At 66.6% G+C, this 24947-nt stretch carries 28 protein-coding genes; 7 read left to right on the top strand and 21 right to left on the bottom strand.

The window, feature by feature from the left end; translation table 11 throughout:
• Positions 1 to 48: 48 nt before the first annotated feature.
• From IWX65_RS02580 to IWX65_RS02560, 5 genes are all read left to right on the top strand, one after another.
• Positions 49 to 1311, top strand: coding sequence for a PucR family transcriptional regulator (locus IWX65_RS02580; protein WP_196880899.1), 1263 nt, complete (start codon positions 49 to 51; stop codon positions 1309 to 1311).
• Between the two features lie 78 nt (positions 1312 to 1389).
• Positions 1390 to 2355: an ACP S-malonyltransferase gene (locus IWX65_RS02575; RefSeq protein WP_196880898.1), complete on the top strand. Its 966-nt coding sequence runs from the start codon at positions 1390 to 1392 to the stop codon at positions 2353 to 2355.
• Entirely contained in the window at positions 2352 to 3413 is a 1062-nt protein-coding gene (locus tag IWX65_RS02570; RefSeq protein ID WP_196880897.1) for a beta-ketoacyl-ACP synthase III, read from the top strand. Before IWX65_RS02575 ends, IWX65_RS02570 begins: the two co-directional genes overlap by 4 nt.
• A gap of 78 nt (positions 3414 to 3491) precedes the next feature.
• Positions 3492 to 3737, top strand: coding sequence for an acyl carrier protein (locus tag IWX65_RS02565; protein WP_026532858.1), 246 nt, complete (start codon positions 3492 to 3494; stop codon positions 3735 to 3737).
• A 125-nt stretch (positions 3738 to 3862) separates the two neighbouring features.
• Positions 3863 to 5098: a beta-ketoacyl-[acyl-carrier-protein] synthase family protein gene (locus IWX65_RS02560; protein ID WP_196880896.1), complete on the top strand. Its 1236-nt coding sequence runs from the start codon at positions 3863 to 3865 to the stop codon at positions 5096 to 5098.
• Between the two features lie 201 nt (positions 5099 to 5299).
• Here the strand turns inward: IWX65_RS02560 and IWX65_RS02555 are convergent, their stop codons facing one another.
• From IWX65_RS02555 to IWX65_RS02530, 6 genes are all read right to left on the bottom strand, one after another.
• Positions 5300 to 5803, bottom strand: a complete 504-nt coding sequence (locus IWX65_RS02555; RefSeq protein ID WP_196880895.1) for a DUF3145 domain-containing protein — start codon at positions 5801 to 5803, stop codon at positions 5300 to 5302.
• Between the two features lie 209 nt (positions 5804 to 6012).
• Positions 6013 to 6918, bottom strand: a complete 906-nt coding sequence (locus IWX65_RS02550) for a tyrosine recombinase XerC (protein ID WP_196881079.1) — start codon at positions 6916 to 6918, stop codon at positions 6013 to 6015.
• A 163-nt stretch (positions 6919 to 7081) separates the two neighbouring features.
• Positions 7082 to 7603 carry a methylated-DNA--[protein]-cysteine S-methyltransferase gene (locus IWX65_RS02545; protein ID WP_196880894.1) on the bottom strand — a complete coding sequence of 174 codons (522 nt, stop codon included), beginning with the start codon at positions 7601 to 7603 and terminating at the stop codon, positions 7082 to 7084.
• A gap of 35 nt (positions 7604 to 7638) precedes the next feature.
• Entirely contained in the window at positions 7639 to 8829 is a 1191-nt protein-coding gene (gene dprA, locus IWX65_RS02540) for a DNA-processing protein DprA (protein ID WP_196880893.1), read from the bottom strand.
• Entirely contained in the window at positions 8826 to 10367 is a 1542-nt protein-coding gene (locus tag IWX65_RS02535; protein ID WP_196880892.1) for a YifB family Mg chelatase-like AAA ATPase, read from the bottom strand. Before IWX65_RS02535 ends, dprA begins: the two co-directional genes overlap by 4 nt.
• A complete protein-coding gene (locus tag IWX65_RS02530; RefSeq protein WP_196880891.1) occupies positions 10367 to 10732 on the bottom strand; it encodes a YraN family protein in 366 nt (121 codons plus the stop codon). The genes IWX65_RS02535 and IWX65_RS02530 overlap by 1 nt, the downstream gene beginning before the upstream one ends.
• A gap of 208 nt (positions 10733 to 10940) precedes the next feature.
• On the opposite strand from IWX65_RS02530, the gene IWX65_RS02525 reads away from it, so the two are divergent.
• Positions 10941 to 11177, top strand: a complete 237-nt coding sequence (locus tag IWX65_RS02525; RefSeq protein WP_196880890.1) for a hypothetical protein — start codon at positions 10941 to 10943, stop codon at positions 11175 to 11177.
• Positions 11178 to 11248: 71 nt separating this feature from the next.
• Here the strand turns inward: IWX65_RS02525 and IWX65_RS02520 are convergent, their stop codons facing one another.
• The 12 genes from IWX65_RS02520 to ffh all read right to left on the bottom strand — a co-directional run bounded on the left by IWX65_RS02520 (position 11249) and on the right by ffh (position 20269).
• Entirely contained in the window at positions 11249 to 11575 is a 327-nt protein-coding gene (locus IWX65_RS02520) for a DUF2469 domain-containing protein (RefSeq protein ID WP_026532850.1), read from the bottom strand.
• Positions 11556 to 12326, bottom strand: a complete 771-nt coding sequence (locus IWX65_RS02515) for a ribonuclease HII (protein WP_334683605.1) — start codon at positions 12324 to 12326, stop codon at positions 11556 to 11558. The genes IWX65_RS02520 and IWX65_RS02515 overlap by 20 nt, the downstream gene beginning before the upstream one ends.
• Positions 12323 to 13048, bottom strand: a complete 726-nt coding sequence (lepB, locus tag IWX65_RS02510) for a signal peptidase I (protein ID WP_334683604.1) — start codon at positions 13046 to 13048, stop codon at positions 12323 to 12325. The genes IWX65_RS02515 and lepB (IWX65_RS02510) overlap by 4 nt, the downstream gene beginning before the upstream one ends.
• 257 nt (positions 13049 to 13305) lie before the next feature.
• On the bottom strand, positions 13306 to 13992 hold the full coding sequence (gene lepB, locus IWX65_RS02505) for a signal peptidase I (RefSeq protein WP_196880888.1): 687 nt from the start codon (positions 13990 to 13992) through the stop codon (positions 13306 to 13308).
• A gap of 9 nt (positions 13993 to 14001) precedes the next feature.
• Positions 14002 to 14361 carry a 50S ribosomal protein L19 gene (rplS, locus tag IWX65_RS02500; protein ID WP_026532848.1) on the bottom strand — a complete coding sequence of 120 codons (360 nt, stop codon included), beginning with the start codon at positions 14359 to 14361 and terminating at the stop codon, positions 14002 to 14004.
• Between the two features lie 261 nt (positions 14362 to 14622).
• Positions 14623 to 15414 carry a tRNA (guanosine(37)-N1)-methyltransferase TrmD gene (trmD, locus tag IWX65_RS02495; RefSeq protein ID WP_196880887.1) on the bottom strand — a complete coding sequence of 264 codons (792 nt, stop codon included), beginning with the start codon at positions 15412 to 15414 and terminating at the stop codon, positions 14623 to 14625.
• Entirely contained in the window at positions 15414 to 16064 is a 651-nt protein-coding gene (gene rimM, locus IWX65_RS02490) for a ribosome maturation factor RimM (RefSeq protein WP_196880886.1), read from the bottom strand. Before rimM ends, trmD begins: the two co-directional genes overlap by 1 nt.
• A gap of 118 nt (positions 16065 to 16182) precedes the next feature.
• Complete coding sequence (locus tag IWX65_RS02485) at positions 16183 to 16428, bottom strand: RNA-binding protein (RefSeq protein WP_196880885.1); 246 nt, start codon at positions 16426 to 16428, stop codon at positions 16183 to 16185.
• A 1-nt stretch (position 16429) separates the two neighbouring features.
• Entirely contained in the window at positions 16430 to 16834 is a 405-nt protein-coding gene (gene rpsP, locus IWX65_RS02480) for a 30S ribosomal protein S16 (RefSeq protein ID WP_196822093.1), read from the bottom strand.
• 145 nt (positions 16835 to 16979) lie between these two features.
• Complete coding sequence (locus IWX65_RS02475; protein WP_196880884.1) at positions 16980 to 17888, bottom strand: VOC family protein; 909 nt, start codon at positions 17886 to 17888, stop codon at positions 16980 to 16982.
• Between the two features lie 61 nt (positions 17889 to 17949).
• Positions 17950 to 18663 carry an alpha/beta fold hydrolase gene (locus IWX65_RS02470; protein WP_196880883.1) on the bottom strand — a complete coding sequence of 238 codons (714 nt, stop codon included), beginning with the start codon at positions 18661 to 18663 and terminating at the stop codon, positions 17950 to 17952.
• A gap of 25 nt (positions 18664 to 18688) precedes the next feature.
• The gene (gene ffh / locus IWX65_RS02465; RefSeq protein WP_196880882.1) at positions 18689 to 20269 is read right to left on the bottom strand and encodes a signal recognition particle protein; all 1581 of its coding nucleotides are present in this window, start codon (positions 20267 to 20269) and stop codon (positions 18689 to 18691) included.
• 136 nt (positions 20270 to 20405) lie between these two features.
• Here ffh and IWX65_RS02460 point away from each other — a divergent pair, with 136 nt between their 5' ends.
• Positions 20406 to 21857, top strand: coding sequence for a glucose-6-phosphate dehydrogenase (locus IWX65_RS02460; RefSeq protein ID WP_334683603.1), 1452 nt, complete (start codon positions 20406 to 20408; stop codon positions 21855 to 21857).
• A 56-nt stretch (positions 21858 to 21913) separates the two neighbouring features.
• Here the strand turns inward: IWX65_RS02460 and IWX65_RS02455 are convergent, their stop codons facing one another.
• From IWX65_RS02455 to ftsY, 3 genes are all read right to left on the bottom strand, one after another.
• The gene (locus IWX65_RS02455) at positions 21914 to 22252 is read right to left on the bottom strand and encodes a P-II family nitrogen regulator (RefSeq protein ID WP_196880880.1); all 339 of its coding nucleotides are present in this window, start codon (positions 22250 to 22252) and stop codon (positions 21914 to 21916) included.
• The gene (locus IWX65_RS02450) at positions 22249 to 23550 is read right to left on the bottom strand and encodes an ammonium transporter (protein ID WP_196880879.1); all 1302 of its coding nucleotides are present in this window, start codon (positions 23548 to 23550) and stop codon (positions 22249 to 22251) included. Before IWX65_RS02450 ends, IWX65_RS02455 begins: the two co-directional genes overlap by 4 nt.
• A gap of 172 nt (positions 23551 to 23722) precedes the next feature.
• Complete coding sequence (ftsY, locus tag IWX65_RS02445; RefSeq protein ID WP_196881077.1) at positions 23723 to 24934, bottom strand: signal recognition particle-docking protein FtsY; 1212 nt, start codon at positions 24932 to 24934, stop codon at positions 23723 to 23725.
• Positions 24935 to 24947 lie beyond the last annotated feature (13 nt).

Raw genomic sequence — 24947 nt, 5'->3', positions numbered from 1 at the left:
GTCATCCCACAAATGGAGGTTGGTCCTCGAAAAACGTATGCTCGGACCATGCCGTCGCCAGAAGTCCCCTCCAGCGTCCCGCGGAACGGTAGCCGGAACAACGGGCAGGTACCGCCCGATCCTGACACTGTGGAGAAGCTGCGGTCGAAGATCGGGTCGCTCTCGACGGCGACGCTCAAACAGCTCGACGCCGACCTGCCCTGGTACCGCGGGCTCCGACCCGACGAACGCTCGGCCCTGGGGCTCGTGGCGCAGAAGGGGATCGCATCATTCGTCAGCTGGTACCAGCGACCGGTCTCCCCTGCCTGGGTACTCAGTGACGTGTTCGGAACCGCGCCCACCGAGCTCACCCGTTCCATCAGTCTCCAGAAAGCGCTGCAGCTGATCCGGGTGGTGGTCCAGGTGGTCGAGGACCAGGTGCCCTTCCTTGCGCCGGCCGCCGATCAGGGGCCGCTGCGCGAAGCCGTCCTCCGCTACTCGCGCGAAGTGGCCTTCGCGGCGGCCGACGTCTACGCGCGCGCCGCCGAGACACGGGGTTCCTGGGACACCCGTCTCGAAGCGCTCGTCGTCGATGCGATCCTGCGCGGTGAGAGTTCGGACGCCCTGCGCTCCCGGATCGCCGCGGTCGGCTGGAAGTCGCAGGCGCGGATCACGGTCATGGTGGGCAGCTCTCCTCCGGAACCGAACGCAGCCTTCCTGGGGGAACTGCGTCGGGTGACGGGCAGGCTTGCCGAGGATACGCTCGTCGGCATCCAGGGAGAACGGCTCATCCTCGTGCTCGGCGGCGTGCGGGAACGCGATTCCTCCTACCGCCGGATCAGCGAGCTGTTCGGCGCAGGTCCTGTGGTGTACGGTCCGGAGGCGGAGTCACTGGTCGCTGCGAGCAGTTCAGCGCAGGCTGCATTCGCGGGACTGACCGCCGCTGCTGCCTGGCCCGGTGCGCCGCGCCCGGTCTCGGCCGAGGACCTCTGGCCCGAGCGTGTTTTCGCCGGCGACGACACCGCGCGGAAGTCACTCGTCCATTCCATCTACCGACCGTTGCAGAGCGCCTCGAACGGCTTGGAGGAAACCCTGTCCGCGTACCTCACGCTCGGACACTCCCTCGAAGCAACCTCGCGTGAACTCTTCGTCCATGCCAACACCGTCCGCTACCGGCTGCGACGGGTCTGCGATGTCACCGGTTGGGATCCGTTGCTCCCCCGTGAGGCCTACGTGCTCCACACCGCCCTGGTGGTGGGACGGCTCTACCAATCGGTCAAGCCCCCGGCGGAGCGGCTCTCCCAGCGGTCAGCGGACCTTCGTACCTTGTAGACTTCCTACAAAGCGGCTCGGACAGCTTCGTGCAGCCGAACACCCGGAAAAGTGACCGTCCTTTGGAAAGCTGGAAACGTGCTTGCAATCGCCTGCCCCGGCCAGGGGTCCCAGACGCCAGGATTCCTCAGCCCATGGCTCGAGTTGCCCGGAGTGGCCGACCACCTTGCTGCCCTGAGTGAGCAGGCCGGGGTCGACCTCATCCGGCATGGAACCGTGTCGGACGAGGACACCATCAAGGACACCGCGGTGGCGCAGCCGCTGATCGTCGCCGCAGGGCTCGTGGCGGGACGGGTACTCCTTGAGGAACGTCCCCTGACTGCCGGAACAGTGGTGGCCGGCCACTCGGTGGGCGAACTCACCGCATCAGCAATCGCCGGTGCCCTCAGCGAGGCCGACGCCGTCGCCTTCGTCCGGGTGCGTGCAAACGCCATGGCCTCCGCCGCCGCTGCCACGCCCACCGGGATGAGCGCGGTGCTGGGAGGCGATCCCGACGACGTCGCCCGGGTACTGGCCGGGGTGGGGCTCACTGCGGCGAATGCCAACGGAGGCGGGCAGGTAGTGGCAGCGGGGACCCTGGAGCAGTTGGCGGCGCTGGCCGCTGCACCTCCCGCCAAGGCGAGGGTCATCCCGCTCAAGGTCGCTGGTGCATTCCATACGGACCACATGTCCCCCGCCGTCATGGCGCTCGAGACACTCCGCCCGACACTCTTGCCGTCGGAACCGGTGGGCACGCTGCTTTCGAACTTCGACGGCCGCCCCGTGAGCACGGGTGAGGCGAACCTCGACAGCCTCATAGCGCAGGTTTCCCGGCCGGTCCGCTGGGACCTCTGCATGGAGTCGATGCAATCGATGGGTGTGACCGGCATGGTCGAACTGGCCCCAGCAGGAACGTTGACCGGGCTGGCCAAGCGCGGAATGCGCGGTACGGCGGCGTTGGCCGTAAAATCTCCTGAGGACCTCGAGGCGGCTCGCGCATTCATCGTCGAGCATTCCCGCACTCCTGACCTGGACCCAGCCCTTACCGCAGAAGGACTTTCGTGAGCACTCCCGTCATCAAGCAGGCAGCCCTCCGCGAGCACACGCGTATCCACGGGCTGGGCGTCTACCGTCCCAGTATCGTCGTCACCAACGACGATGTCTGCCAGTGGATCGATTCCTCCGATGAATGGATCCGCCAGCGCACCGGCATCGTGACGCGCCGTCGTGCACCCCGGGACGTCAGTGTGGTCGATATGGCCGAGGCGGCGGCGCGCGAGGCACTGGCCGACGCCGGTATCCAGGCCTCGCAGCTCGGTGCAGTCCTGGTCTCCACCGTCACCCACCCGCACGCGACGCCATCGGCCGCGGCGCAGTTGACCGACCGCCTCGGAGCCACCCCCGCACCCGCCTTCGACATCTCGGCGGCCTGCGCCGGATACTGCTACGGGATCGCGCAGGCGGATGCCCTGGTCCATGCGGGGACCGCCGAATATGTCCTCGTGGTGGGGGTCGAGAAACTGTCGGACTTCATCGACAACAGCGACCGCACGATCTCCTTCATCCTCGGTGACGGAGCAGGCGCTGTCGTCATCGGACCTTCCGACTCCCCGGGTGTCGGGCCCTCGGTGTGGGGTTCGGACGGCAGCAAGCACGGAGCGATCCGCATGAGCCATTCGCTTCTCGAGATCCGAGACTACTCACTCGCTGCCGCAGCAGGCGGGGAGGGCACGCCGGCGGAAGACGCCGAGGCACAGGCAGCTCTGTGGCCCACGATGCGCCAGGACGGCCAGACAGTCTTCCGCTGGGCGGTCTGGGAGATGGCGAAGGTTGCCCAGCAGGCACTCGACGCGGCAGGAATCACCTCGTCCGACCTCGTAGCTTTCGTGCCCCACCAGGCAAACATCCGTATCATCGATGAAATGGTGAAGCAGCTGAAATTGCCCGGACACGTGCAGGTGGCACGCGACATCGTCGACGCCGGAAACACGTCGGCTGCGTCCATCCCGCTGGCAATGCACCGTCTGCTGAAGGAACAGCCGGCCCTGAGCGGCGGGCTCGCCCTGCAGATCGGGTTCGGAGCCGGGCTCGTCTTCGGCGCGCAGGTAGTATTACTCCCCTAGTTTTCCAAACCCAAGCCGCGTTCACGCGGTTTGACCAACCATGCCGGGAATGCCGGCATCAACAGAAAAGGAGCCACCATGGCTAGCAACGAAGAGATCCTGGCCGGTCTGGCTGAAATCGTCAACGAGGAAACGGGACTTGCGCCCGAGTCCGTCGAAATGGACAAGTCCTTCACCGATGACCTCGACATCGACTCCATCTCGATGATGACCATCGTGGTCAACGCCGAGGAGAAGTTCGGCGTCCGTATCCCGGATGAGGAAGTCAAGAACCTCAAGACCGTGGGCGACGCCGTGAACTTCATCTCCGGCGCGCAGTCCTAGTTCCATTGGTTCTGCTCCCTCGGGAGTCCGGCGGCCGCCTTCGGCATTCTGTCCACGGGCGGCCGCCTTTTCACCACGTGCCCCGGGTCGCCCGGGCCGCAGCCTAGCTTTGAAAGAGTGACAGAATGCCACGCAAAGTAGTCATTACCGGCCTTGGAGCAACCACGCCGATCGGCGGGGACGTACCCACCATGTGGGCGAACTCCCTCAAGGGAGTCTCGGGCGCCCGCACCATCGAGGCCGACTGGGTGCAGAAGTACGAGCTTCCTGTCACGTTCGCCGCGCAGGCGACGACGCCGGCCAGCGAGGTCCTGTCCCGAGTCGAAGCCAAGCGGATGGACCCCTCAACCCAGTTCGCCGTCATCGCATCCCGCGAGGCGTGGCGCGATTCCGGCATCGAGGACGTGGATCATGACCGGCTCGCCGTGGCCTTCGCCACAGGGATCGGCGGCGTCTGGACGCTCCTCGACGCCTGGGACACCCTGCAGGCGAAGGGTCCCCGCCGTGTCCTCCCGATGACCGTTCCCATGCTCATGCCGAACGGCCCCGCGGCGGCGGTGAGCCTCGACCTCGGTGCACGTGCCGGTGCACACACTCCGGTCTCCGCGTGCGCGTCGGGGACCGAGGCACTGCACCTCGGCCTGGACCTCATCCGGTCAGGCAAGGCCGACGTCGTCATGTGCGGTGGCGCGGAGGCAGCCATCCACCCCATGCCCATCGCCGCTTTCGCGTCCATGCAGGCGCTGTCCCGGCGCAACGATGAGCCTGAACTGGCCTCACGCCCCTACGATATCGCCCGGAACGGCTTCGTCATGGGCGAGGGTGCCGGTGCCCTGGTCATCGAGGCCGAGGAACATGCCCTTGCCCGCGGTGCCCGTATCTACGGCGAACTGGCGGGCACCTCCGTCACTGCTGACGCCTATCACATCACCGCGCCCGATCCCGGCGGCCTCGGGGCCACGCGCGCGCTGAAGGCAGCACTGTTCGACGCACGTGTCCAGGCCTCCGACGTGGTGCACGTCAACGCCCACGCCACGTCCACCCCGGTGGGAGACAAGCCGGAGTACGTGGCACTGAGGGCCGCCCTCGGCTCACAGCTGGACAACGTTGCGGTATCTGCGACCAAATCCCAGACAGGGCACCTGCTCGGAGCATCCGGCGCGGTTGAAGCCGTCATGACGGTCCTTGCCGTCTACGAACGCACGGTGCCCGTGACGATCAACCTCGACAACCAGGACCCCGACATCCCCCTCGACGTGGTCACCTCGGAGCGGAAGCTGCCCTCCGGCGACATCGTGGCCATCAGCAACTCCTTCGGCTTCGGCGGTCACAACGCCGTCATCGCCGTGAAGAACGTCTAGGAGCAACACCCGACGCAACGCCCGGTCCGGCCCAATGCAGGATCGGGCCGAATCGGGGGTGCACCGACGTCGGATGATTCAGTGGACGCGGTTGCAGAACCCTGCGGAAAGGACGGGCGCGGCGGATACTGCCGCGGCGGATTCTGCGCATGCGGTCAGGCTTTCCACAGCGCTGGTCATCGACGCTTCGTGGCGGGCGGCTCAGCCGACCTGATGCAACCAGCGCACCGGCGCACCCTCGGCAGCATGCCGGAATGGTTCGAGTTCCTCGTCCCAGGATTCGCCCAGCGCGAGGGACAACTCGTGATAGACGGCAGCCGGGTTCCCCGCACCAGCTTCATAGGCGTAGCGGATGCGGTCCTCCGACACCATGATGTTGCCGTGGACGTCCGTGGTGGCGTGGAAGATCCCGAGCTCGGGGGTGTGGGACCAGCGCCCGCCGTCGGCGCCCGCACTCTGTTCCTCGGTGACTTCGTAGCGAAGATGGGCCCAGCCGCGCAGCGCGGACGCCAATTGCGCGCCCGATCCCTGCGGACCTACCCAGGAGAGTTCGGCACGGAACATTCCGGGCGCGGCAGGCTGAGGCGTCCACTCGAGGTCTGTGCGCTTGTCGAGGACCGAGCCGATCGCCCACTCGACATGAGGGCACAGCGCAGAAGGGGCCGAGTGCACGTACAAAACACCGCGCGCCATCACAACAGACATTCCATCCTCCATAGCTGTAGGTACGTCTTCCCCAACGACCTTCAAGGTGATGAAAACTGCTGATTTGCTGGTGCCTTCCTGCCACGACCCACGAGCGTTGCTGCAGGTTGTGAACTAGGGAACATTCTGCCGCACCAGGGCTGATTGCGCCACTGGTATTACTTGCTTTTTTTCCGTAGTCCAAGTAGGCCTACTTGATACGACGTGTTTCAGGCTCTGGGGTGGGCCTGCTCGTAACTGCGGCGAAGCCTGTCCACTGACACATGGGTGTACAGCTGAGTTGTGGCAAGGCTTGAGTGTCCGAGTATTTCCTGCACTGCCCGAAGGTCGGCGCCACCGTCCAGAAGATGCGTGGCAGCGCTGTGCCGGAGGGCGTGCGGCCCTGACGCTGCGGTATCGCCCAGCCCGGCGAGAATCTTCTGGACGCCGGCGCGGACGGTCCGCTGGTCGATTCTGCCCCCACGCCGTCCCAGGAACACCGCGGCTCCGCTGGCAGGCGTTCTGAATGTGGGCCTTCCACGGCGAAGCCAGTCGTCGAGCGCATGGGCTGCGGGCACGCCGAAGGGAACGGTTCTTTCCTTATTGCCTTTGCCCAGCACCCGTAGCGTTCGTCGTTCAGCGTCGAGGTCGTCGATGTCCAGGCCCACCAGCTCCCCCACCCGGACCCCGGTGCCATACAGGATCTCCACCATGGCTCTCAGCTGGAGGGCTCCGGCATCCCCTTCGGCGGCAGCTTCGGCCAGCGAGGCGAACAGCGTGTCCAACTGCCCGCCGCTCACCACCTGCGGCAGGGTCTTATCCCGTTTCGGAGCGCGTAAACGAAGGGAAGGATTTGCAACGACCATTTCTTCCCGAACGGCCCACTCCATGAAGGTGCGTGCCGTGGCCGCCCGCCGGGCGATGGTGGACCTGGCAAGGCCTGAAGCATCAAGCGCTCCGAGCCAGGCCCTGAAGTGCCGGAGCTCCAGCTTGTCGAGCCGGTGGATGCCCTGTCCCTGGACAAAAGCGAAGAGGAGTTCGAGGTCGGAGAGGTAGGCACGGACCGTATGGGTGGAACGGTTCCGCTCCGCTGTCAGGTAGAGACGGTAACGGTCCAACGCGCCGTCGAAGTCCATGGCATGGCGGACGGTGTAACGGGCGTCCCAGGGAACAGGTACCTCAGCTTCCTCTGCCATTCTGCTCCTTCGTGCCTTGGTCCTTATTCTCCTACTGTGCACTTCCGGGTGCGCAGGGCCAAGGCGGCACACCGGACGAGCCGGATCCGTCGTCGTTCGGATGCTATGACGGCGGCATGCCGGCTCCGCCTTCGAGGTCGAGCAGGAACTGCTTCACTTCCACACCCGCGGCGTACCCGGTCACGGCCCCGTTACCGGCCACCACCCGATGCCCGGGGATGAAGATCGAAAGCGGGTTCGCCCGGATCGCCGCACCGATCGCCCGGCCCATGGCCGGGTTGCCCAACTCGCTCGCGATGTCCCGGTAACTGCGCGTCTCCCCACAGGGAATCTCCATCACGGTTTTCCACACCCGCAACTGGAATGCAGTGCCGACGATTCCGAGGTGAACACTGAAAACTCCCCGGTCCCCGGCGAAGTATTGACCCAGCTGCACTTCCGCTTGTTTGGCTACTGATTGGCGGGGCGGCTCCCCTCCCCCGACAGCCAGGGCGGAAGGTGTGCCGAGCTTTGCCGGAGACGGATAGGGACTGTGGTCGGCATGGTAGACGCCCACGAGTTCCGCGTCCTCCTCGACGAGGATGAGGCCCCCGATGGGGCTGTTGATGGCGGAGCAATATCTCACGGTTTCGAACCTCCTTGGGTTGGATGAACGGTGCTTCAATGCTTCTTCGCCCGGCGCCAGCCGTCATTCGCTCGCGCGGCCAGCCCTTCGATCTCGAGACGGGACAATCCCGCCAGAACCTCACGAGCGCTCAATCCCGCGACGGACGCCAGTTTGTCCACTGTGGACGGTGCGCGGACGGGTAGCGCATCGAGGAGCAGGATGTCCTGCACGGGGAGCCCGTCATGATCCAGGACGGACACCGCCGGCTCCACTTCGGGTTCGGAGCCGATCGGCCCCGCTAGTTCCGCGATTTCCGCTACATCCGTGACGCAGATCGCGCTGCCATCCCGCAGCAGACGGTGGCAACCGGCCGAGTTGGCGGAATGTACCGACCCCGGTACGGCTCCGACCGGTCGGCCGAGGCCGGCTGCATGATGCGCCGTGTTGAGCGCTCCGGACCTCCAGCGCGCCTCCACGACCACCGTCACCGCGCTCAGGGCCGCAATGAGCCGGTTGCGCTGGAGGAACCTCCACCGGGTGGGCGAGGAGCCGGGAGGAACTTCGGAAACCAGGAACCCCTGCCCGGCTATTGCACGCAGCAGTTCCTCGTTCCCGGCGGGATAGTAACGGTCGACGCCGCATGCCATCACCGCTACCGTCGGGGTGCCCTCCCGGCCCCCGCCGACCGCGAGGGCGGCCCGGTGTGCCTGGGCGTCGATACCGTAAGCCCCTCCGGAGATGATGGTGAAGCCTCGTCCCACCAGTCCGGCTGCGAGGTCCGCAGTGACCGCGTTTCCATAGTTCGTGCTGTCCCTCGATCCGACGAGAGCCACCACCCGCCTCAGCGTCGGGAGTTCTCCGGGGCCGCGGACCCAGAGGCACAGCGGTGCAGCCAACTGTAGGTCACCGAGGGCCGCGGGCCAGTCCGGCGACTCCGGCACCACGAGCCTGCCGCCCAACCGGCCCATCGTTGCGAGGTCGCGTTCAGGGGCGAGGTCCGTCCGCCGCGGCGCCCACCGCTCAAGGGCCTCGGCCAGGACATCGTGCGGACCGGAGTCCATGTCGAGGCAGCCCGCCACCTCGTGTTGGAGCTGTGCACCGGCCTTGAGCGACCCAGTAGCGATCCGCAGCGCATCCACTGGTCCTGCGGCCACCGTGAGAGCCAGTCCCACCGCATCCGATGGCTCGAACAAGCGGGCCAAGGCCGCGCGGGACAGGAGTACATCCGCTGGGACGCCGCTCATGCCGCACGCTCCTGGAGTCGGAAGCCGAGAGCCAGAGCGACGTCGTCGGCCTCCGGTTGGTTGTGGCCCTGCAGGTCCGCGACGGTCCAGGCAACGCGAAGCGTACGGTCCCAGCCACGTGCGCTGATGAGGTTCCGGTCGAGCGCCCGGTCCAGGGCTCCGGTGACGGTACGGGGCAGTCGGAGTTCTTCCCGAAGGATTTTTCCCTGCACCTCGGAATTGGTGGAGTATCCCCAGGGGACGAGGCGGGCGGCCTGGGCCTGCCGTGCACGTGCGACCCGCCGCGCTACCGTGGCCGTGGTTTCAGCTGTCGCCCCGCCGACGTAGTCGTGCAGCGCCACCCGCTGCACGGTGAGTTGGAGGTCGACGCGGTCCAGGAGCGGCCCGGAGAGCCGGTTGAAGTAACGCCTCCGCTGCTGGGCCGTGCACATGCAGTCGATTCCCTTTCCGTTGGCGAGACCGCACGGGCACGGGTTGAGTGCGAGGACCAACTGGAAGCGGGCGGGGTAGGAGGCGGTACCGGCCGAACGGTGCAGGACAAGGGTTCCGCTTTCAAGCGGTTCGCGCAGGGCTTCGAGGACGCGTCTCTCGTATTCCGGCGCCTCATCGAGAAACAGGACGCCGCGGTGCGCCCGGGATGCGGCTCCGGGACGTGGTATGCCGCTGCCCCCGCCGATGATCGCCGCCGCGGTGGACGTGTGGTGGGGACTCTCGAATGGCGGCCTCCTCCGCAGCTCGGCGCAGGAGTGCTCGCTACCCAACGAATGGATCGCGGTCACCTCCATGGCGTGGTCATCGGTGAGGTCCGGGAGGATCCCGGGCAGCCGTTCCGCCAGCATCGTCTTGCCTGCCCCCGGTGGCCCGACCATCATCAGGTGATGGGCACCCGCCGCTGCCACCTCGACGGCGAAGCGCGCCTCCGCCTGACCGGCGATGTCGGCCATATCGCTGGAGGGACCACTCGACTGCTGGGTATTCGTCGGTTCCTGGCCGGCGGCGTCCGTCGCAAGTGGGAGCTGCACCTTCGAGGCGTCGGCACCGAAAGCCAGGGCCACCTCGGCAAGGGAGGCGAACCCGCAGACTTCAGCGTTCGGCACCAGGGCGGCTTCGGCGCGATTGCCTTCCGCCACGACCACGCGCATGTGGCCAGCCTGGACGGCGGCCATGACCGCCGGAAGGACCCCGCGGACCGGACGCAGCTGCCCGTCTAGGCCGAGCTCGGCGAGGAAGACGATCGCCTCACAATTGCGGACGTCCCCGGCGGCAGCAAGGGCAGCCATGACAATCGCGAGGTCGAACCCGGAGCCGCGTTTCGGGAGGGACGCCGGAATCAGGTTGACGGTGATCTTCCGCCGGCTGAGCGGGACGCCCGCATTACGCGCCGCAGCCCGAATGCGGTCTTTCGCCTCGTTCAGTGACGCATCCGGCAGCCCGAGCAGCACGAACGCGGGCAAGGTCTGACCGATGTCGGCTTCGACCTCGACGATGTGGCCGTTCAACCCCACCAGGGAGACCGAGTAGGTGCGTCCCAGAGCCATCAGACAACCGCCCGCAAATGCTCGATGCGCGGATTCCCGGTGCCGTCGTCGAGCACCGACACCGCATCTACCCGGAATCCGGAGAACCGACAGTTGTGAGCACGCGCCCACTTCGACGCCAGCAGGTACAACCGCTCCAGCTTGCCCGCCGTAATTGCCTCCAGCGGATGCCCGAAATCCTCCGACCTGCGGGTCTTCACCTCGACGATCACCAGCGTGGTCCCGTCCACCGCCACGAGGTCTATCTCGCCCGCACTGCACCGCCAGTTCCGGTCCACGATCCGCAACCCCGCCTGCTCCAGGAATTCCGCAGCGGTCGCCTCTCCGCGCCGCCCCAGCTGGTCCTTCGCCAACATGTCCACCACCTCCGTGCCCAGCCTGCGGGCATCAGGGATAACGACGACCGGAGGGCCGTGCTATGTGGGCAAGTCGGCCCTCGGGGCGCCCTGTGGAGGAGAAATCGGGGTCGCAGGGAACAGGGGCTGTCCCCTGTACCGGTTGAGGAACCGGGCAGCAACGGCGACAATAGGAGGGAAAGCCACCGCCGACTGCCCGACTACAGAAGGGGTTTCCATGGCTTCAAGTGACGATCTGATGCCCGGCGGAAGCGAGGCCGACCGTCTCGAACAGCTGACGCCGGCAATGCCGGATGATTCCACTGCCGGACCGGCGCTGAGTGAGGGTACAGGGGGATCCGAGGCCGACCGCCTGGAGCAGGCGGCCGAAGCAGCCGACGACGGCGAGGACGGATTCCCGCACGGCGCCGCGGACGCCGACGACGGGGACGTCCAGGACATGGACGACGACTGAATCAGGTCTTCCAGGGCTTTTTCTCTGGCGAACGGCGTCACCAGCCGGTAGCGCCAGCCCCTAGCTGGAAGCTAGTTCCCCAGCGCCCCATCCTTGGGCAGCGCGATGTCATCCGACTTGGAGAGCTCCTCGACGTTCACGTCCTTGAAAGTGATCACCCGGACGTTCTTCACGAAACGGGCCGAACGGTACACGTCCCAGACCCAGGCGTCCTGCAGCGTCAGATCGAAGTAGACCTCGCCGTCGGCCGACTTCGCCTGGAGGTCCACGTTGTTCGCAAGGTAGAACCGCCGTTCCGTCTCCACCACGTAGCTGAACAGCCCTACGACGTCGCGGTACTCCCGGTAGAGCTGGAGCTCCATGTCGGTTTCATAGTTCTCAAGATCTTCGGCGCTCATGATCCCATTCTGCCCCAATCTCGGGGCCGGTCATTCCGGGCTGCGCGGGAGTGCCCAGGCGCCAGGACCGCCGGTGGTAGTCACTGGATCCTTGAGCGTCGATGGCGGCCCGATGCAGTGCCGTTGCATAGCCCTTGTTCACGTCCCACCGGTAAGCCGGGTGGTCGGCGGCGAGCGACGTCATCAGTGCATCACGCTCAACCTTCGCAAGGACGCTTGCGGCCGCAACACTGAGACACTGCAGGTCGGCCTTGATCCTTGTATGCACGGGCGCATCGCAGCCGGAAAGCAGTGAGTCGCCGGGAACAGCCCTCGCATCGTCGAACAGGGAATCCTGCCGTCGGGAGGAGAGCCAGTCATGGTTCCCGTCCAGGATGACGACGTCGGGACGCACCGTCGCGACCACCTGTTCCCAGGCGCGGTTCCCCGCAGCCCGAAGCGCAGCCATCAGGCCGGCGTCGTCGATCTCCGCGGAACTCGCGTGGCCCACCCCGTAAGCGAGCGACCACCTCCGGATGCGCGGCACCAGCGCCTCACGCTCGGCGGGTGAGAGCAGCTTGCTGTCCCTCACCCCGCGCAGACCCTTTCCCGCCTCGAGGTCGACGACGACGATTCCCACCGAGACCGGGCCCGCCAGCGCTCCCCTGCCGACCTCGTCGCAACCCGCGATGTAGCGGTGACCGCCGGCGGAGAAGGACCGCTCGAGGATCAGGGTGGGCGCAGTGGAGCGCTTCCGGCGTGCTGCGGTCACCTGCCCTCCGGTGCACCCGCGGCCGCCGGTTCAGGAATCCCGTCGAAGACCTCGGGGTAGTTGCCCAGGAAGCCCAGGTGGTCGAGTGGCCAGGCGATCACCGCGGCCTTCCCCTCGATATCGTCGACGTCGATGAAACCCTGGCCGGGCCTGTCGATGTTCGCTCGGGAATCAGCCGAGGCATTGCGGTGATCCCCCATCACCCAGACCTTCCCTTCGGGCACTACGACATCGAAGGGCGTGTCCGACGGCGCCGCACCGGGAAACAGATAGGGCTCGACCAGCGATTCGCCGTTGACCGTGATGCGTCCCTCGGCGTCGCAGCAGATCACGCGGTCGCCTTCCATGCCGATGACCCGCTTGACGAGGTGCTGCTGCGAGTCGTCAGGCGCGAGTCCCACGAAAATCAGCGCATCCTTGACCCAGTTGTTGTCGACCTGCTGGCCGGGCGTGAGCCAGCCTTCGGTATCGCTGAACACCACGATGTCCCCGCGCTCGAGCGCGAACGGCTGGGGAACGAGTTGGTTCACGAAGATGCGGTCGTCGATCTGGAGGGTGGTCTCCATGGACCCGGAGGGAATGAAGAAGGCGCGGAACAGGAAGGTCTTGATCAGGAAGGACAGGACGAGCGCAATCACGACGATCGTCGCGATCTCCTTGAGCCAACCCGAGAAACTGCGGTCCTGCTCCTTCGGGGCGCTCCGGCGTCCGCGGCGTCCCACGGATAGGTCCGGCGCCTCCGGGTGCCGGGGATCCGCTCCGGAAGCGGATGTGTCCTGAGTGCCCGGGGCCCCATCGGGTCCGGGAGCATCCGTTCGCGAAGCATTCGAGGGCAGCGGACTGCCCGCGTGGTTACCGGGCTTCCGACGGAAGTTTCGTGGCATCTGCTGCATTCCTCAATGTCGTTCCGGTGCCGGTAGTACGGCCACCGCGTTTGTTCTCATTGACAACGTTGTTACAGGCTGTTCAGGACTCGGTGTCAATCCCGGGCGGACGGCCCGATCCGACCGGCGCGATCCAGCGGCCAGACGAGGTGCATCACCTCGCCGATCACGCGATCAGCGGATACCAATCCGCCACCCGGTGCCCCCAGCAGTGACCGCGAGTCCATCGAAACGGCCCGGTGATCGCCCAACAACCACAACCTACCCTCCGGGACCTCGACGTCGAACTCCGTTTCGCTGGGAGCGTCGGCCGGGAACAGATACGGCTCATCCAGCGCATCCCCGTTCACGGTAACCCGACCGTTGTCGGCGCAGCAGGCCACCCGGTCCCCCGGCACCCCGACCACCCGCTTCACATACACCGTCTCGCTGCCGTTCAGGCCAAGCCACTGCCCGACGGCGTTCACCACGCGCACGGGCACGCTGCGGTCGTCATGAATGGGGTCGAAGGATCCGCGACCGTTGAAAACGACGACGTCGCCCCGCTCGATCCCTTCCGCAGGGTTCCCGGTCTTGCTGACCACCACGCGGTCCCCCTCCTCGAGGAGGGGTTCCATGGAGCCCGATGGTATGTAGTAGACATCGACGAGCAGGGCCCGCACGACGCCGACCACCAGGACGGCGAAAAGCACGGCGAAGAACACAAAACGCCAGCCCGTAATCGCGGACCGGCGTTGAGTGAGCTTCCCAGCCGTAGGAGGGGAAGCGGATGTTTCGGGCACCCGTAAAGGTTACTTGACCGTCTTGGGGTCGCGCTTTTCCTTGATCTTGGCTGCCTTGCCGCGAAGTTCGCGCATGTAGTAGAGCTTCGCGCGGCGAACGTCGCCCTTCGAGACCAGTTCGATCTTCTCAAGGACCGGGGAGTGCACCGGGAAGGTGCGCTCCACGCCGACGCCGAAGCTGACCTTGCGGACCGTGAAGGTTTCGCGGATGCCGTCGCCCTGACGCCCAAGGACGAAGCCCTTGAAGATCTGGACACGGGTGTTCTTGCCTTCAATGATGTTCACGTGGACATTGACGGTGTCTCCGGCGCGGAACGCCGGGATGTCGGTGCGTGCCGAGGCCGCATCGACGGAGTCGAGAATATGCATGGAGCTTCTCCTGGTGAACGCCACAGGTCATTCACGTGGGTCACGGCGGTCAAGGCCGGCTCGCAGGGAGCGCGGCAATCATCGCCGAAAAAGGTGTACCGGCGGTTCGGATCTCCGGACGCCGGTGTGTAGAACTGTTGGCCGCACACCCCCTGTGGCAGGGTCCAGCCCAGCAGACACAAGCACCAAGTATTCCATACCTGCAGCACAGCGGCGAATCGCAGGTGATCACCGTGTTTCCACGGAAGGCCGAGGCGCCCTTCAGGAGCCGGCGGGGTCCCTGCGCACGAGAACGCCGTCGACGACGTCGAAGCCGGCCCCGCTGAGAGCCGCGAGGTCGGCTCCGGTCAGCGCCCCGGCCTCGACCGACGCGAGCAGGTCGGGGCGGCGGAGTGCGGTGCGCCGGTACTGCTCGGTGCGGCGGAACTGCGCGATTCTCGCGTGGTTCCCGCTGAGCAGAACCTCCGGGATGTCCCGGCCACGCCATGACGACGGCTTGGTGTACACGGGGTATTCGAGCAGTCCGTCAGCGTGGGATTCCTCCACCAGGGACTCCGGATTTCCCACGACACCCGGGATGAGCCGGCCTACGGCCTCGACCATGGCGAGTACGGCCACCTCGCCGCCGTTCAGCACGTAGTCCCCCAGGCTGACGGGACGCACCTCGAAGAATTCCTCTGCCCATCCGATCGCCCGCTCGTCGATACCCTCGTAACGGCCGCAGGCGAAAACGAGGTGGTCGAGCGTGGCGAATTCGGAGGCCGTGGCCTGGCGAAAGACCTCGCCGGCCGGGGACGGGACCACGAGGGTGGGCCGCACGGTCGATTCCGCCGCAATCGATTCAAGGGCAAGGGCCCACGGCTCGGGCTTCATCACCATTCCGGCCCCGCCGCCGTAGGGGGTGTCATCGACGGTCCGGTGCCGGTCCGTGGTGAACTCGCGGAGGTCGTGGACGCGAACGTCCAGGAGCCCGTCCTGACGCGCCTTGCCGATCAGCGAGAGTTCGAGGGCCGCCAAGTATCCCGGAAAGATGGTGACGACGTCGATCCGCACTAGGAGTCTGCCCGGCCCGCGGCGTCACTGTCAGTATCACTGTCAGCGTCCTTGTCACCGGCGCCCGGAAGGGCGCTCTGAAGCGTTCCGGGAAGCGTTCCGGAAACGTCGTCGCCGTCGTCGGGCGCCTGGTTGGAGCCAGGGGTGTTCAGGTCGAACAGCCCGGCGGGAGGAAGAATGGACACGTAGCCGCCCTCGGGGTTCACCTCGGGAACAATCTTCCCGACGAACGGCACCAGTGCTTCGTGCCCCCCGGTCAGCTCGACCACGAGGAGGTCCTGGACGGCCATGGTCCGCAGCGCCGTGACCTTGCCGACCGTCTCGCCGTCGACCCGGGCGTCGAGGCCCACGAGCTCGTGCTCGTACCAGGCGTCCTCCTCGTCGTCCTCGGTGGTGTCACTGTCGATGAACAGGCTGGCGCCCCGCAGCGTCTCCGCTTGGTTGCGGTCGGGGATCTGCTCGAACCCCACGATGAGGATGTCCTTGTTCCAGCGAGCCTTCGTCACGGTCAGCTCAGCGGTGGGCGCACCTTCGGCACGAAACACCACACCGGGTTCGAAGCGGTCCTCGGGAGCATCGGTGAAGAGCTGGACCGTGACCTCCCCCCGAATACCGTGCGGCTTGCCGATCCGGGCTACGAGTACTTCCATGGTGCTGCTCCTGCGGCGAGTGGCTGGCGAGTGGATGAGGATAGAGAAACGCGTTCGGCCCCACTCCAGAATCTGGTGCGGGGCCGAACGGAAAAACTAGAAGCGCCTGGCGCCCGGGCTAGGCCCGACGGCGGTCCGTGTCCACGACGTCGACGCGGACCGGCTCGCCGTTGGCGAGTGCCGAGACCACAGTGCGGAGAGCCCGTGCGGTCCGGCCCTGCCGGCCGATGACGCGGCCCAGGTCCTCCTGATGGACGCGCACCTCCAGGGTCTCGCCGCGGCGGTTGTTCTTCACCGCAACCCGGACGTCGTCCGGGTTGTCGACAATTCCGCGCACGAGGTGCTCCAGCGCTTCGGCAAGCAACTTACTCAGCCTCGGTTGCTTCCGCAGCGGCGTCGTCAGTCTTCTTGGACTTCTTGGTGATGGCCTCAGGAACGATGACCGAGCCCTTGTCGGGAGCAACGAATGCTTCCTTGGGTGCCTTGGTCCTCAGAGTGCCTTCCTGGCCCTCGATGTTCTTGTACTTCTGCCAGTCACCGGTGATCTTCAGCAACGCTGAGACCTGCTCGGTGGGCTGTGCGCCGACTCCGAGCCAGTACTGGGCGCGCTCGGAGTTGATCTCGATGAACGAGGGCTCCTCGGTGGGGTTGTACTTACCGATTTCCTCGAGGGCACGGCCATCACGCTTGGCGCGTGCGTCCATGACGACGACACGGTAGAAAGGTGCACGGATTTTTCCCATGCGCTTCAGGCGAATCTTTACGGCCACTTGTGTGGTCACTCCTTGATGATGAAGGGGGCGAACCCAGACCTTCTGCTCCCGTGGGGCGGGCCATGAGGAAGGGTTCAAAGGACACAATTCACGCGCAGAGAGAGGGGCTGCCCGGATCGAGTACGCCTCTATTGTGCCAGACCTAGGCCGGTTGCGCGATTCCACCGTCGGGCGAGCCCGCGCGGACCCGGATCCGGTTCTTCCAGGGGTCCTCGAAGCGCAGTTCCGCTCCGGTGGAGTGCCGGTCGATTCCCGCTGCTGCGAGCCGTGCCGCCAGCGCATCGACCTCTTGGGGTTCGGGCACGTGGATGAGGACTTCTCCGAGCCCGAGGGTGTCCTTGCGCGGACCGGCCCCCCTGCTGTTCCACACATTCATGGCCATGTGGTGGTGGTACCCGCCGGCCGAGACGAAGAGCGCCTGACCGTGCCATCCCGCAGTGCGCTCGAAACCGAGGATGCCGACGTAGAAGGCCTCCGCTGTCGGCACGTCGCCCACCTGAAGGTGCACGTGCCCTACGCCGGCGGCAGCCTGGGTCTGTCCGGTCACCGCGTCCTCGGTCAGGTAGTCCTCGAGGTAGGTCCGTGCCGGCAGTGCGACGTTGTCCATGACCACTGACTTCTGCGCCCCCGGCCCCGTCCACTGCCAGGTGTCCCGCGGCTTGTCGAAGTAGAGCTCGATCCCGTTGCCCTCCGGATCGGCGAAATAGAACGCTTCACTGACAAGGTGGTCCGCGCTGCCCACGAAAGTCCCGGCGGATGCCTGCGCCGCGCTCAGCACGGTGGCCGCGAGGTCGGCGCGGTTCTCGAAAAGCAGCGCCGCGTGGAAGAGCCCGGCCTCGCCCGGGGGCGGCAGCCGCAGGCCGGAGGCCGGCTGGAGACGGATCAGCGGCGTATTCTTCCGCCCGAGGTCAACCCCGTCTGCGGATTCCGCAAGCACCTCGAGCCCGAGGCCGGCCTGGTAGTACGCAGCCATCCTCGCGATGCTGTCGACTTTCAGTGTGACTGTTCCCATCCCCGTGGCGGATGGCAACAGATCGGTTTCCTGCTGCATGGCGAGCCCCTCGCGTAGTCGGTTTTCCCTGTCCACCGGGTCAACTACTTGAAGATTCAACTTATTCCCGTGGGGAGTTCCCGGACGGGGCGCCCCGGATGAAACGGCGGACGACGGCGTCGCCCTCCGCCGTGTCGTGCGGCCGGTGCCCGCCTGCGGTGATGCGGTGTTGTGCGCCCGTCGCGGCGAGGTACTCGGCAACCTCCTCGTACAGCGGCTCCCACCCGCCGGTGAGGACGAGTGTCGGCACTCCCGGCACGATGTGCAGCGGGGCTGTCCACGGCGGAGCCTGCAGGCGAAGACGCCGTGCGTTCCGCCGTGCGTCCGAGGTGGTCGGAGGCTCCGCCTCGGAAGAAGAAGTCAACCGGACGAACCGCTGCAGGAACTCTTCATCGGTGAGTGTGTCCTGCCGCGCGAACAGCGGGGCCACGAGATCGATGTGGGCTGCGGTAGCGGGCAGGTCCGCAGTGAGCGACAGGCATGCGGGCTCCACCAGCGTCAGCGAGCGGATCAGGTCGGGCCGTTCGACCGCCGTCAGCATCGCCGAGACAGCCCCCTGCGAATGCGCCACGAGGTGACCCCCACTGCCGAGCGCCTCGGTGATGATGCGCTGATCCTCGGCGTGGTCGGTGGGCAGCGGTTCAGCGTCGGCATCGAAGCCGTGCCTCCGGAGGAACAGACAGTCATGGTCGAGGGACAGTCCGTGCTGCCGGGGCCAGGCGGCAGCCCCGAACGAGCCGCCGCCGTGGACGAAGACGATGCGTTCCTGCGTCATGCCGCCGATTTTCCTGCCGTTTCCCCTACTTGCCGAGGAACTTGTCGAATCCCTTGGGCAGGTTGAGCGATGACGGATCGAAGTCGCTCTGCCCGCCGAAGGCGGCGCCCGTCGGGGCGGCGGAACGTGCGGCGATCCGCCGCGCCTCCGCCTCCTGGAGTTCCTGCGCGGCCTTTGCCGGGTTGCCCGAGCGGGGCTTCTTCTTTCCCTTGGCCGCAGCCTTCGTCTTCCGTGCGCCCTGGAATCCGTTGGGTCCGGCCATCCCCGGCATTCCGGGCATCCCGCCGCCCGCTGCCATCTTCCGCATCATCTTCTGGGCCTGGGTGAAACGCTCCAGCAGGCCGTTGACCTCGGAGACGTGCACGCCCGAGCCCTTCGCGATGCGGGCGCGCCTCGAGCCGTTGAGGATTTTCGGAGCCACGCGTTCGTGGGGGGTCATCGACCGCACGATCGCCTCGACGCGGTCGATCTCGCGCTCATCGAAGTTCTCGAGCTGCTCGCGCATGCCCGCGGCGCCGGGCATCATCATGAGCATCTTCTTCATGGATCCCATGTTGCGGATCTGCTGCATCTGGGCGAGGAAATCGTCGAGGGTGAAGTCTTCCTGGTCGGCGAACTTCTTCGCCATCCGGGCGGCCTCGTCCTGGTCCCACGACTTCTCGGCCTGCTCGATCAGGGTGAGGATGTCGCCCATGTCGAGGATGCGCGAGGCCATGCGGTCCGGGTGGAACAGTTCGAAATCGTTGAGGCCCTCACCCGTCGAGGCGAACATCACGGGCTTGCCGGTCACCGAGGCGACGGACAGCGCCGCGCCGCCACGGGCATCGCCGTCGAGCTTGGTCAGCACCACGCCCGTGAAGTTGACGCCCTCGTCGAAGGCCAGGGCCGTGTTGACGGCGTCCTGGCCGATCATGGCGTCGATCACGAACAGCACTTCGTCGGGGTTGATGGCCTCGCGGATGTCCGCGGCCTGCTGCATCAGCTCGGCGTCGACGCCGAGCCGGCCGGCGGTGTCGACGATGACGACGTCGTGGAGCCGCGCCCGTGCCTCGGCCACGCCCTGCCGGGCGACAGTGACGGGATCGCCCGTGGCTGATTCGAACTCGGAGCTGACACCGGGATGGGGTGCGAAGACCGGCACGCCGGCACGCTCGCCATTGACCTGGAGCTGCTTGACCGCGTTCGGCCGCTGGAGGTCACACGCGACGAGGAGCGGACTGTGTCCCTGCCCCTTGAGCCACTTCGAGAGCTTGCCGGCGAGCGTCGTCTTTCCCGCGCCCTGCAGTCCCGCGAGCATGATGACGGTCGGCGGGTTCTTGGCGAGGCGGATCCGGCGCGTCTCACCGCCGAGGATGCCGACGAGCTCCTCATTGACGATCTTGACGATCTGTTGGCCCGGGTTGAGGGCCTGTGACACCTCGAGCCCCAGTGCGCGTTCCTTGACCCGTGCGGTGAAGGCACGCACCACCGAAACAGCCACATCCGCATCGAGCAGGGCCCGGCGGATCTCGCGGACGGTGGCGTCGATGTCGGCTTCGGTCAGGCGGCCCTTGCCACGGAGGTTCTTGAAGGTTGCTGTCAGCCGGTCGGAGAGTGAATTGAACACGTGCCGGAAACCACTTTCATCGGAAGATTTGCGGACTCAACTCCCTAGGGTATCAACTCGCCTTCCCCAGGCACTCCAGCCTGCAGGACTGCCCGGGTTGAAAGACAGCGTCTCCGGAAAGTGGCAGTGTGGAGAAGTGGACACTTCTTCGCTTGCCGAATCCCTTGCCGAGCACACCACCATTCCGGCCGACGCCGACACCCGCGTTCAGACCCTGCTGATCCTTGGTGCTTCGGGGGACCTGACGGGCCGGCTCCTCCTGCCGGGACTTGCGCGCCTGATCCGCCTCGGCCGCGCGGACGGCCTGAAACTCGTCGGCGCCGGCTCCGACGACTGGTCGGATGAACAGTGGCAGGAAAGAATCGGCTCCTCCTTCGCTGCGGCCGGAGAGAGCACGGACGATGCCGGTCGGGCCGCCCTCGAGGACGTCCGGAAAGGCAGCACGTACCATTGCCTGGACGTGACGTGTCAAGGTGCCCTTGCAACCCTCGTCGCCAGTCTCGAGGGGCCGGTGGCCATCTACTTCGCCCTCCCTCCGGCGGTGAGCCAGAAGGCCTGCTCGGCGCTGTCCGCGGATGCGCTTCCGAAGAGCACGCGCCTGGTGATGGAGAAGCCCTTCGGCACCGACCAGGCCTCGGCCCACGCCCTCAACTCCAAGCTCGCCGCCCTGGTGCCGGAGCAGAACATCCACCGGGTGGACCACTTCCTCGGCAAGGCCACGGTCTTCAACATCCTCGGCCTTCGCTTCGCCAACCGCATCCTCGAACCGGTGTGGAACAGCCTGCACATCGAGAAGGTGGAAGTGATCTTCGACGAGGACCTCTCGCTGGAGAACCGTGCCCGGTATTACGACGGCGCCGGCGCCCTGCGCGACATGATCCAGAGCCATCTCCTCCATGTCATGGCGCTGCTCGCCCTCAATGCGCCGTCCACCCTCCATGAACGCGACCTGCGTGACCACATCGGTTCCGTCCTGAGGGCGAGCACTGTGGATCTCAGCAATCCGGCCAGCAGCCGGCGCGCCCGGTACACCGCGGGAGACATCGCGGGCCGGTCGGTGCCGGACTACACCGCGGAGCCGGGCGTGGACCCCTCGAAGGGAACGGAGACCCTCGCCGAGGTCGTGGTTTCGATCAACAACGAACGCTGGGCCGGTGTCCCCTTCATCCTTCGCTCGGGCAAGGCACTGGGTGCCAAGCGCAAGGAAGCCATCATCACCTTCAGACCGGTCAGCCATGTGCCCACCGGGTTCACCGGCCAGGATGCGCCGACCCGCCTGCGCATCGGATTCGGTCCGGATACCCTGCAGCTCGAGCTCGACGTCAACGGCCCGGGTGACATGTTCTCGCTCGACCGCGCAGTCCTGAGTGCCGACCTCAACGCCACCGACCTGCTGCCCTACGGTGAGGTGCTCGACGGCGTCCTGGCCGGGGATCCGACGCTGTCCGTCCGCGGTGACACCGCCGAGGACTGCTGGCGGATCGTGGAGCCGGTCCTCGCCGCCTGGGCCTCGAACGAGGTCCCCCTCGAGGAGTACGCGGCCGGCTCCCCAGGTCCCGCTACCTGGCGATCAGCGCCTACCAGCTGATTACTCGGGCGGCACGTCGGCTATCGGAACCCCGGTAACGGACGCGCCGCCTGCTGCTACAGCGCGGCGTCGCCACGCTCTCCGGTGCGGACGCGGACGGCGTCCTCGATCGCGGTGACCCACACCTTGCCGTCGCCTGCCCGGCCGGTATTCGCGGTGGACACGAGGACGTCCACGATGTCCACGACCCACGCATCGGCTACCAGGATTTCCACCCGGGCCTTCTGCAGCAGGTCCACCGTGTATTCAGCCCCGCGGTACACCTCGGTATGGCCCCGCTGGCGGCCGTAGCCGCTGGCCTGGCTCACGGTCAGTCCCTGGACCCCGTAGGTCTCAAGGGCGCCGCGTACACTGTCGAGCTTGTCCGGGCGGACGATTGCTGTAACGAGTTTCATGAATTCACGGCCTCCGGGACGTTCTTCTTGGTTTTAGCCTGCTCTGCAAAGGGGTGGAAGGAACCACCGACGCCCAGCCCGCCGAACTCATAGGCGGTTTCGGCGTGCTCGGAGAGATCGACGCCGGACACCTCGTCATCAGGGGTGATCCGGAAGCCGATGGTCTTGTGGATTCCCAGCCCGATGATCGCCGTCATGATCGCCGAGAGCGCGATCGCCACGACTGCCGCCACCGTCTGGGCGAGCAGCTGGCCCGCGCCTCCTCCGTAGAAGAGGCCGCCACCTGCGCCGTCGACGGGCAGGGCGATGAAGCCGAGGGCGAGGGTTCCGGTGATGCCGGCCACCAGGTGGACAGCGACGACGTCGAGCGAGTCGTCGAAGCCGAGGCGGTACTTGATGCCGACCGCGAGCGCACACACCACGCCGGACACGAGGCCGAGGCACACCGCGCCCACCGGGCTGACGTTGGCGCAGGCGGGGGTGATGGCCACCAGTCCTGCGACGATGCCCGAGGCCGCTCCGAGCGAGGTGGGGCGGCCGTCACGGAAGCGTTCGGTGAGGATCCAGCCGACCATGGCCGCCGCCGGGGCCGCCATGGTGTTGACCCAGATGAGTCCTGCCTCTTCCGCGGTGCCTGCTGCGCCGCCGTTGAAACCGAACCAGCCGAACCACAGGAGGGCGGCGCCCAGCATGACCAGGGGGATGTTGTGGGGGCGCTGCGCGGGGTCCTTGCCGAAACCCTGGCGCTTGCCGAGGATGAGGGCGAGGACCAGTGCGGCGACGCCTGCGCTGATGTGGACGACGGTGCCGCCCGCGAAGTCGATGGCCTCGCCCACGGCGCTGCCCACGGCGCCGTCGGCGCTGAGGAGTCCACCGCCCCAGACCATGAAGGCCAGCGGGCAGTAGACCAGGGTGACCCAGATGGGAACGAAGAGCGTCCAGGCACCGAACTTGGCCCGGTCCGCGATGGCCCCGCTGATGAGCGCGACGGTGATGATGGCGAAGGTCGCCCCGTAGCCGGCCCCGATCATGTCCTCGGTACCGATCAGGCCCGTAAGGCCGAAGGAAGCGAACGGATTGCCGAACAGCTGGGCGACCCCCTCGCCGCCGGTCATGGAGTAGCCCCAGAGAACCCAGACGATTCCGACGAGCCCTACAGCGACGAAACTCATCATCATCATGTTCAGTGCGGCTTTGGCGCGGGTCATGCCGCCATAGAAAAATGCCAGGCCCGGAGTCATAAGGAGCACCATGGCCGCCGAAATCATTACCCAGACGTGACCTGCTGTCAAATCCATCAGCACGATCCTCTCGAAGAAGGCGGGCGTTTCCCGCGCTTCCCAGAATGCCGGGCCGGTGTTTCGCTACCTACGGCAGTTCGTTACCGGGAGGTTACAGAACCCTCACCGGTGTAAAAGGATCGTGACAGTCGTGTTTCAGCCGTGTTTCGGGGCAGCCGGCCGGGTCTGCTCAGGTCAGGAGCGCGTCGACGAAGCTTTCGGCGTCGAACGGCGCCAAATCATCGGCGCCTTCTCCAATACCCACGAGCTTGACGGGGACGCCGAGGCTCCGCTGGATGGCGACGACGATGCCGCCCTTCGCTGTCCCGTCGAGCTTGGTCAGGACGATGCCCGTGATGTTGACGACCTCGGAGAAGACTTTCGCCTGGTTCAGTCCGTTCTGGCCGGTGGTGGCGTCGAGGACCAGGAGCACTTCGTCGACGGTGCCCTGCTTCTCGATGACGCGCTTGAGTTTGCCGAGCTGGTCCATCAGGCCCACCTTGTTCTGCAGGCGGCCCGCGGTGTCGATCAGGACGACGTCGACCTCCTGATCGATTCCGGCCTTCACCGCCTCGTACGCGACGGAGGCGGGATCGGCGCCGTCGACGTCGGACCTCACCGTGGCGACGCCCACACGCTCACCCCAGGTGGCGAGCTGCTCGGCTGCGGCGGCACGGAACGTGTCCGCCGCCCCAAGGAGGACGTCCTTATCCTCGGCCACCAGGACGCGCGCGAGCTTTCCCACCGTCGTTGTCTTGCCGACGCCGTTGACTCCGACCACCAGCACGATCGCGGGCCGGTCGGCGTGGCGCAGGGTGGCCAGGGAGCGGTCCATGGTGGGGTCCACCAGTTTGATGAGCTCCTCGCGGAGCATTGCCGTGACCTCGGCGGGATCCCGGCTGCCGGCGACCTTCACGCGCTCGCGCAGCGCGTCGACAAGTTCCATCGAGGGTTCGGTGCCGAGATCGGCCATCAGGAGGGTCTCCTCGACCTCGTCCCACACGTCCTCGTCGATCCTGTCCCTCGACAGCAGGGCCAGCAGTCCCTTGCCCAGCGCGTTGTTGGAGCGCACGAGCCGCGCCCGCAGCCGGGCGAGCCGGCCCTGGACCGTGTCCGGGGTGTCGAGCGGCACCGTGGCGGTGGATTGGTCGAGCCCGCTGAGGTCATCGGGCACGACGACGTCGGGCACGCTATCGGTCCCTGCGTCAGTCCCCGAGGGACGGTCGAGCAGGTCGGTGGACGTGGACCCGTGCGCCCGCAAGCCGGGGGTGTCGTCGTCGTCGCGCTGCGAGGTGTACAGCCCCGGAGGAGTGCGGCGCCCCTTGAGGAGGACTACTGCGAGGGAGCCAAGGACAGCGATGGCAAGGACGACGAAAATTACGATCTGGAGGGTCTCGTTCACCATTCCACCTTCT

The sequence above is a fragment of the Arthrobacter sp. CAN_A214 genome, from assembly GCF_015751955.1.
Classification (GTDB): Bacteria; Actinomycetota; Actinomycetes; order Actinomycetales; family Micrococcaceae; genus Arthrobacter_D.
Note: the sequence above shows the minus strand (reverse complement) of the source record. Positions and strands in the feature narration are given on the sequence as shown.

Bases quoted from the DNA above. Each gene is read 5' to 3' on its own strand.
- IWX65_RS02580 (WP_196880899.1), top strand. From the start codon at position 49: ATGCCGTCGCCAGAAGTCCCCTCCAGCGTCCCGCGGAACGGTAGCCGG.
- IWX65_RS02565 (WP_026532858.1), top strand. From the start codon at position 3,492: ATGGCTAGCAACGAAGAGATCCTGGCCGGTCTGGCTGAAATCGTCAAC.
- IWX65_RS02560 (WP_196880896.1), top strand. From the start codon at position 3,863: ATGCCACGCAAAGTAGTCATTACCGGCCTTGGAGCAACCACGCCGATC.
- IWX65_RS02555 (WP_196880895.1), bottom strand. From the start codon at position 5,803: ATGTCTGTTGTGATGGCGCGCGGTGTTTTGTACGTGCACTCGGCCCCT.
- IWX65_RS02550 (WP_196881079.1), bottom strand. From the start codon at position 6,918: ATGGACTTCGACGGCGCGTTGGACCGTTACCGTCTCTACCTGACAGCG.
- dprA (WP_196880893.1), bottom strand. From the start codon at position 8,829: ATGAGCGGCGTCCCAGCGGATGTACTCCTGTCCCGCGCGGCCTTGGCC.
- IWX65_RS02535 (WP_196880892.1), bottom strand. From the start codon at position 10,367: ATGGCTCTGGGACGCACCTACTCGGTCTCCCTGGTGGGGTTGAACGGC.
- IWX65_RS02525 (WP_196880890.1), top strand. From the start codon at position 10,941: ATGGCTTCAAGTGACGATCTGATGCCCGGCGGAAGCGAGGCCGACCGT.
- IWX65_RS02520 (WP_026532850.1), bottom strand. From the start codon at position 11,575: ATGAGCGCCGAAGATCTTGAGAACTATGAAACCGACATGGAGCTCCAG.
- rplS (WP_026532848.1), bottom strand. From the start codon at position 14,361: ATGCATATTCTCGACTCCGTCGATGCGGCCTCGGCACGCACCGACATC.
- rimM (WP_196880886.1), bottom strand. From the start codon at position 16,064: ATGGAAGTACTCGTAGCCCGGATCGGCAAGCCGCACGGTATTCGGGGG.
- IWX65_RS02475 (WP_196880884.1), bottom strand. From the start codon at position 17,888: ATGCAGCAGGAAACCGATCTGTTGCCATCCGCCACGGGGATGGGAACA.
- IWX65_RS02470 (WP_196880883.1), bottom strand. From the start codon at position 18,663: ATGACGCAGGAACGCATCGTCTTCGTCCACGGCGGCGGCTCGTTCGGG.
- IWX65_RS02455 (WP_196880880.1), bottom strand. From the start codon at position 22,252: ATGAAACTCGTTACAGCAATCGTCCGCCCGGACAAGCTCGACAGTGTA.
- IWX65_RS02450 (WP_196880879.1), bottom strand. From the start codon at position 23,550: ATGGATTTGACAGCAGGTCACGTCTGGGTAATGATTTCGGCGGCCATG.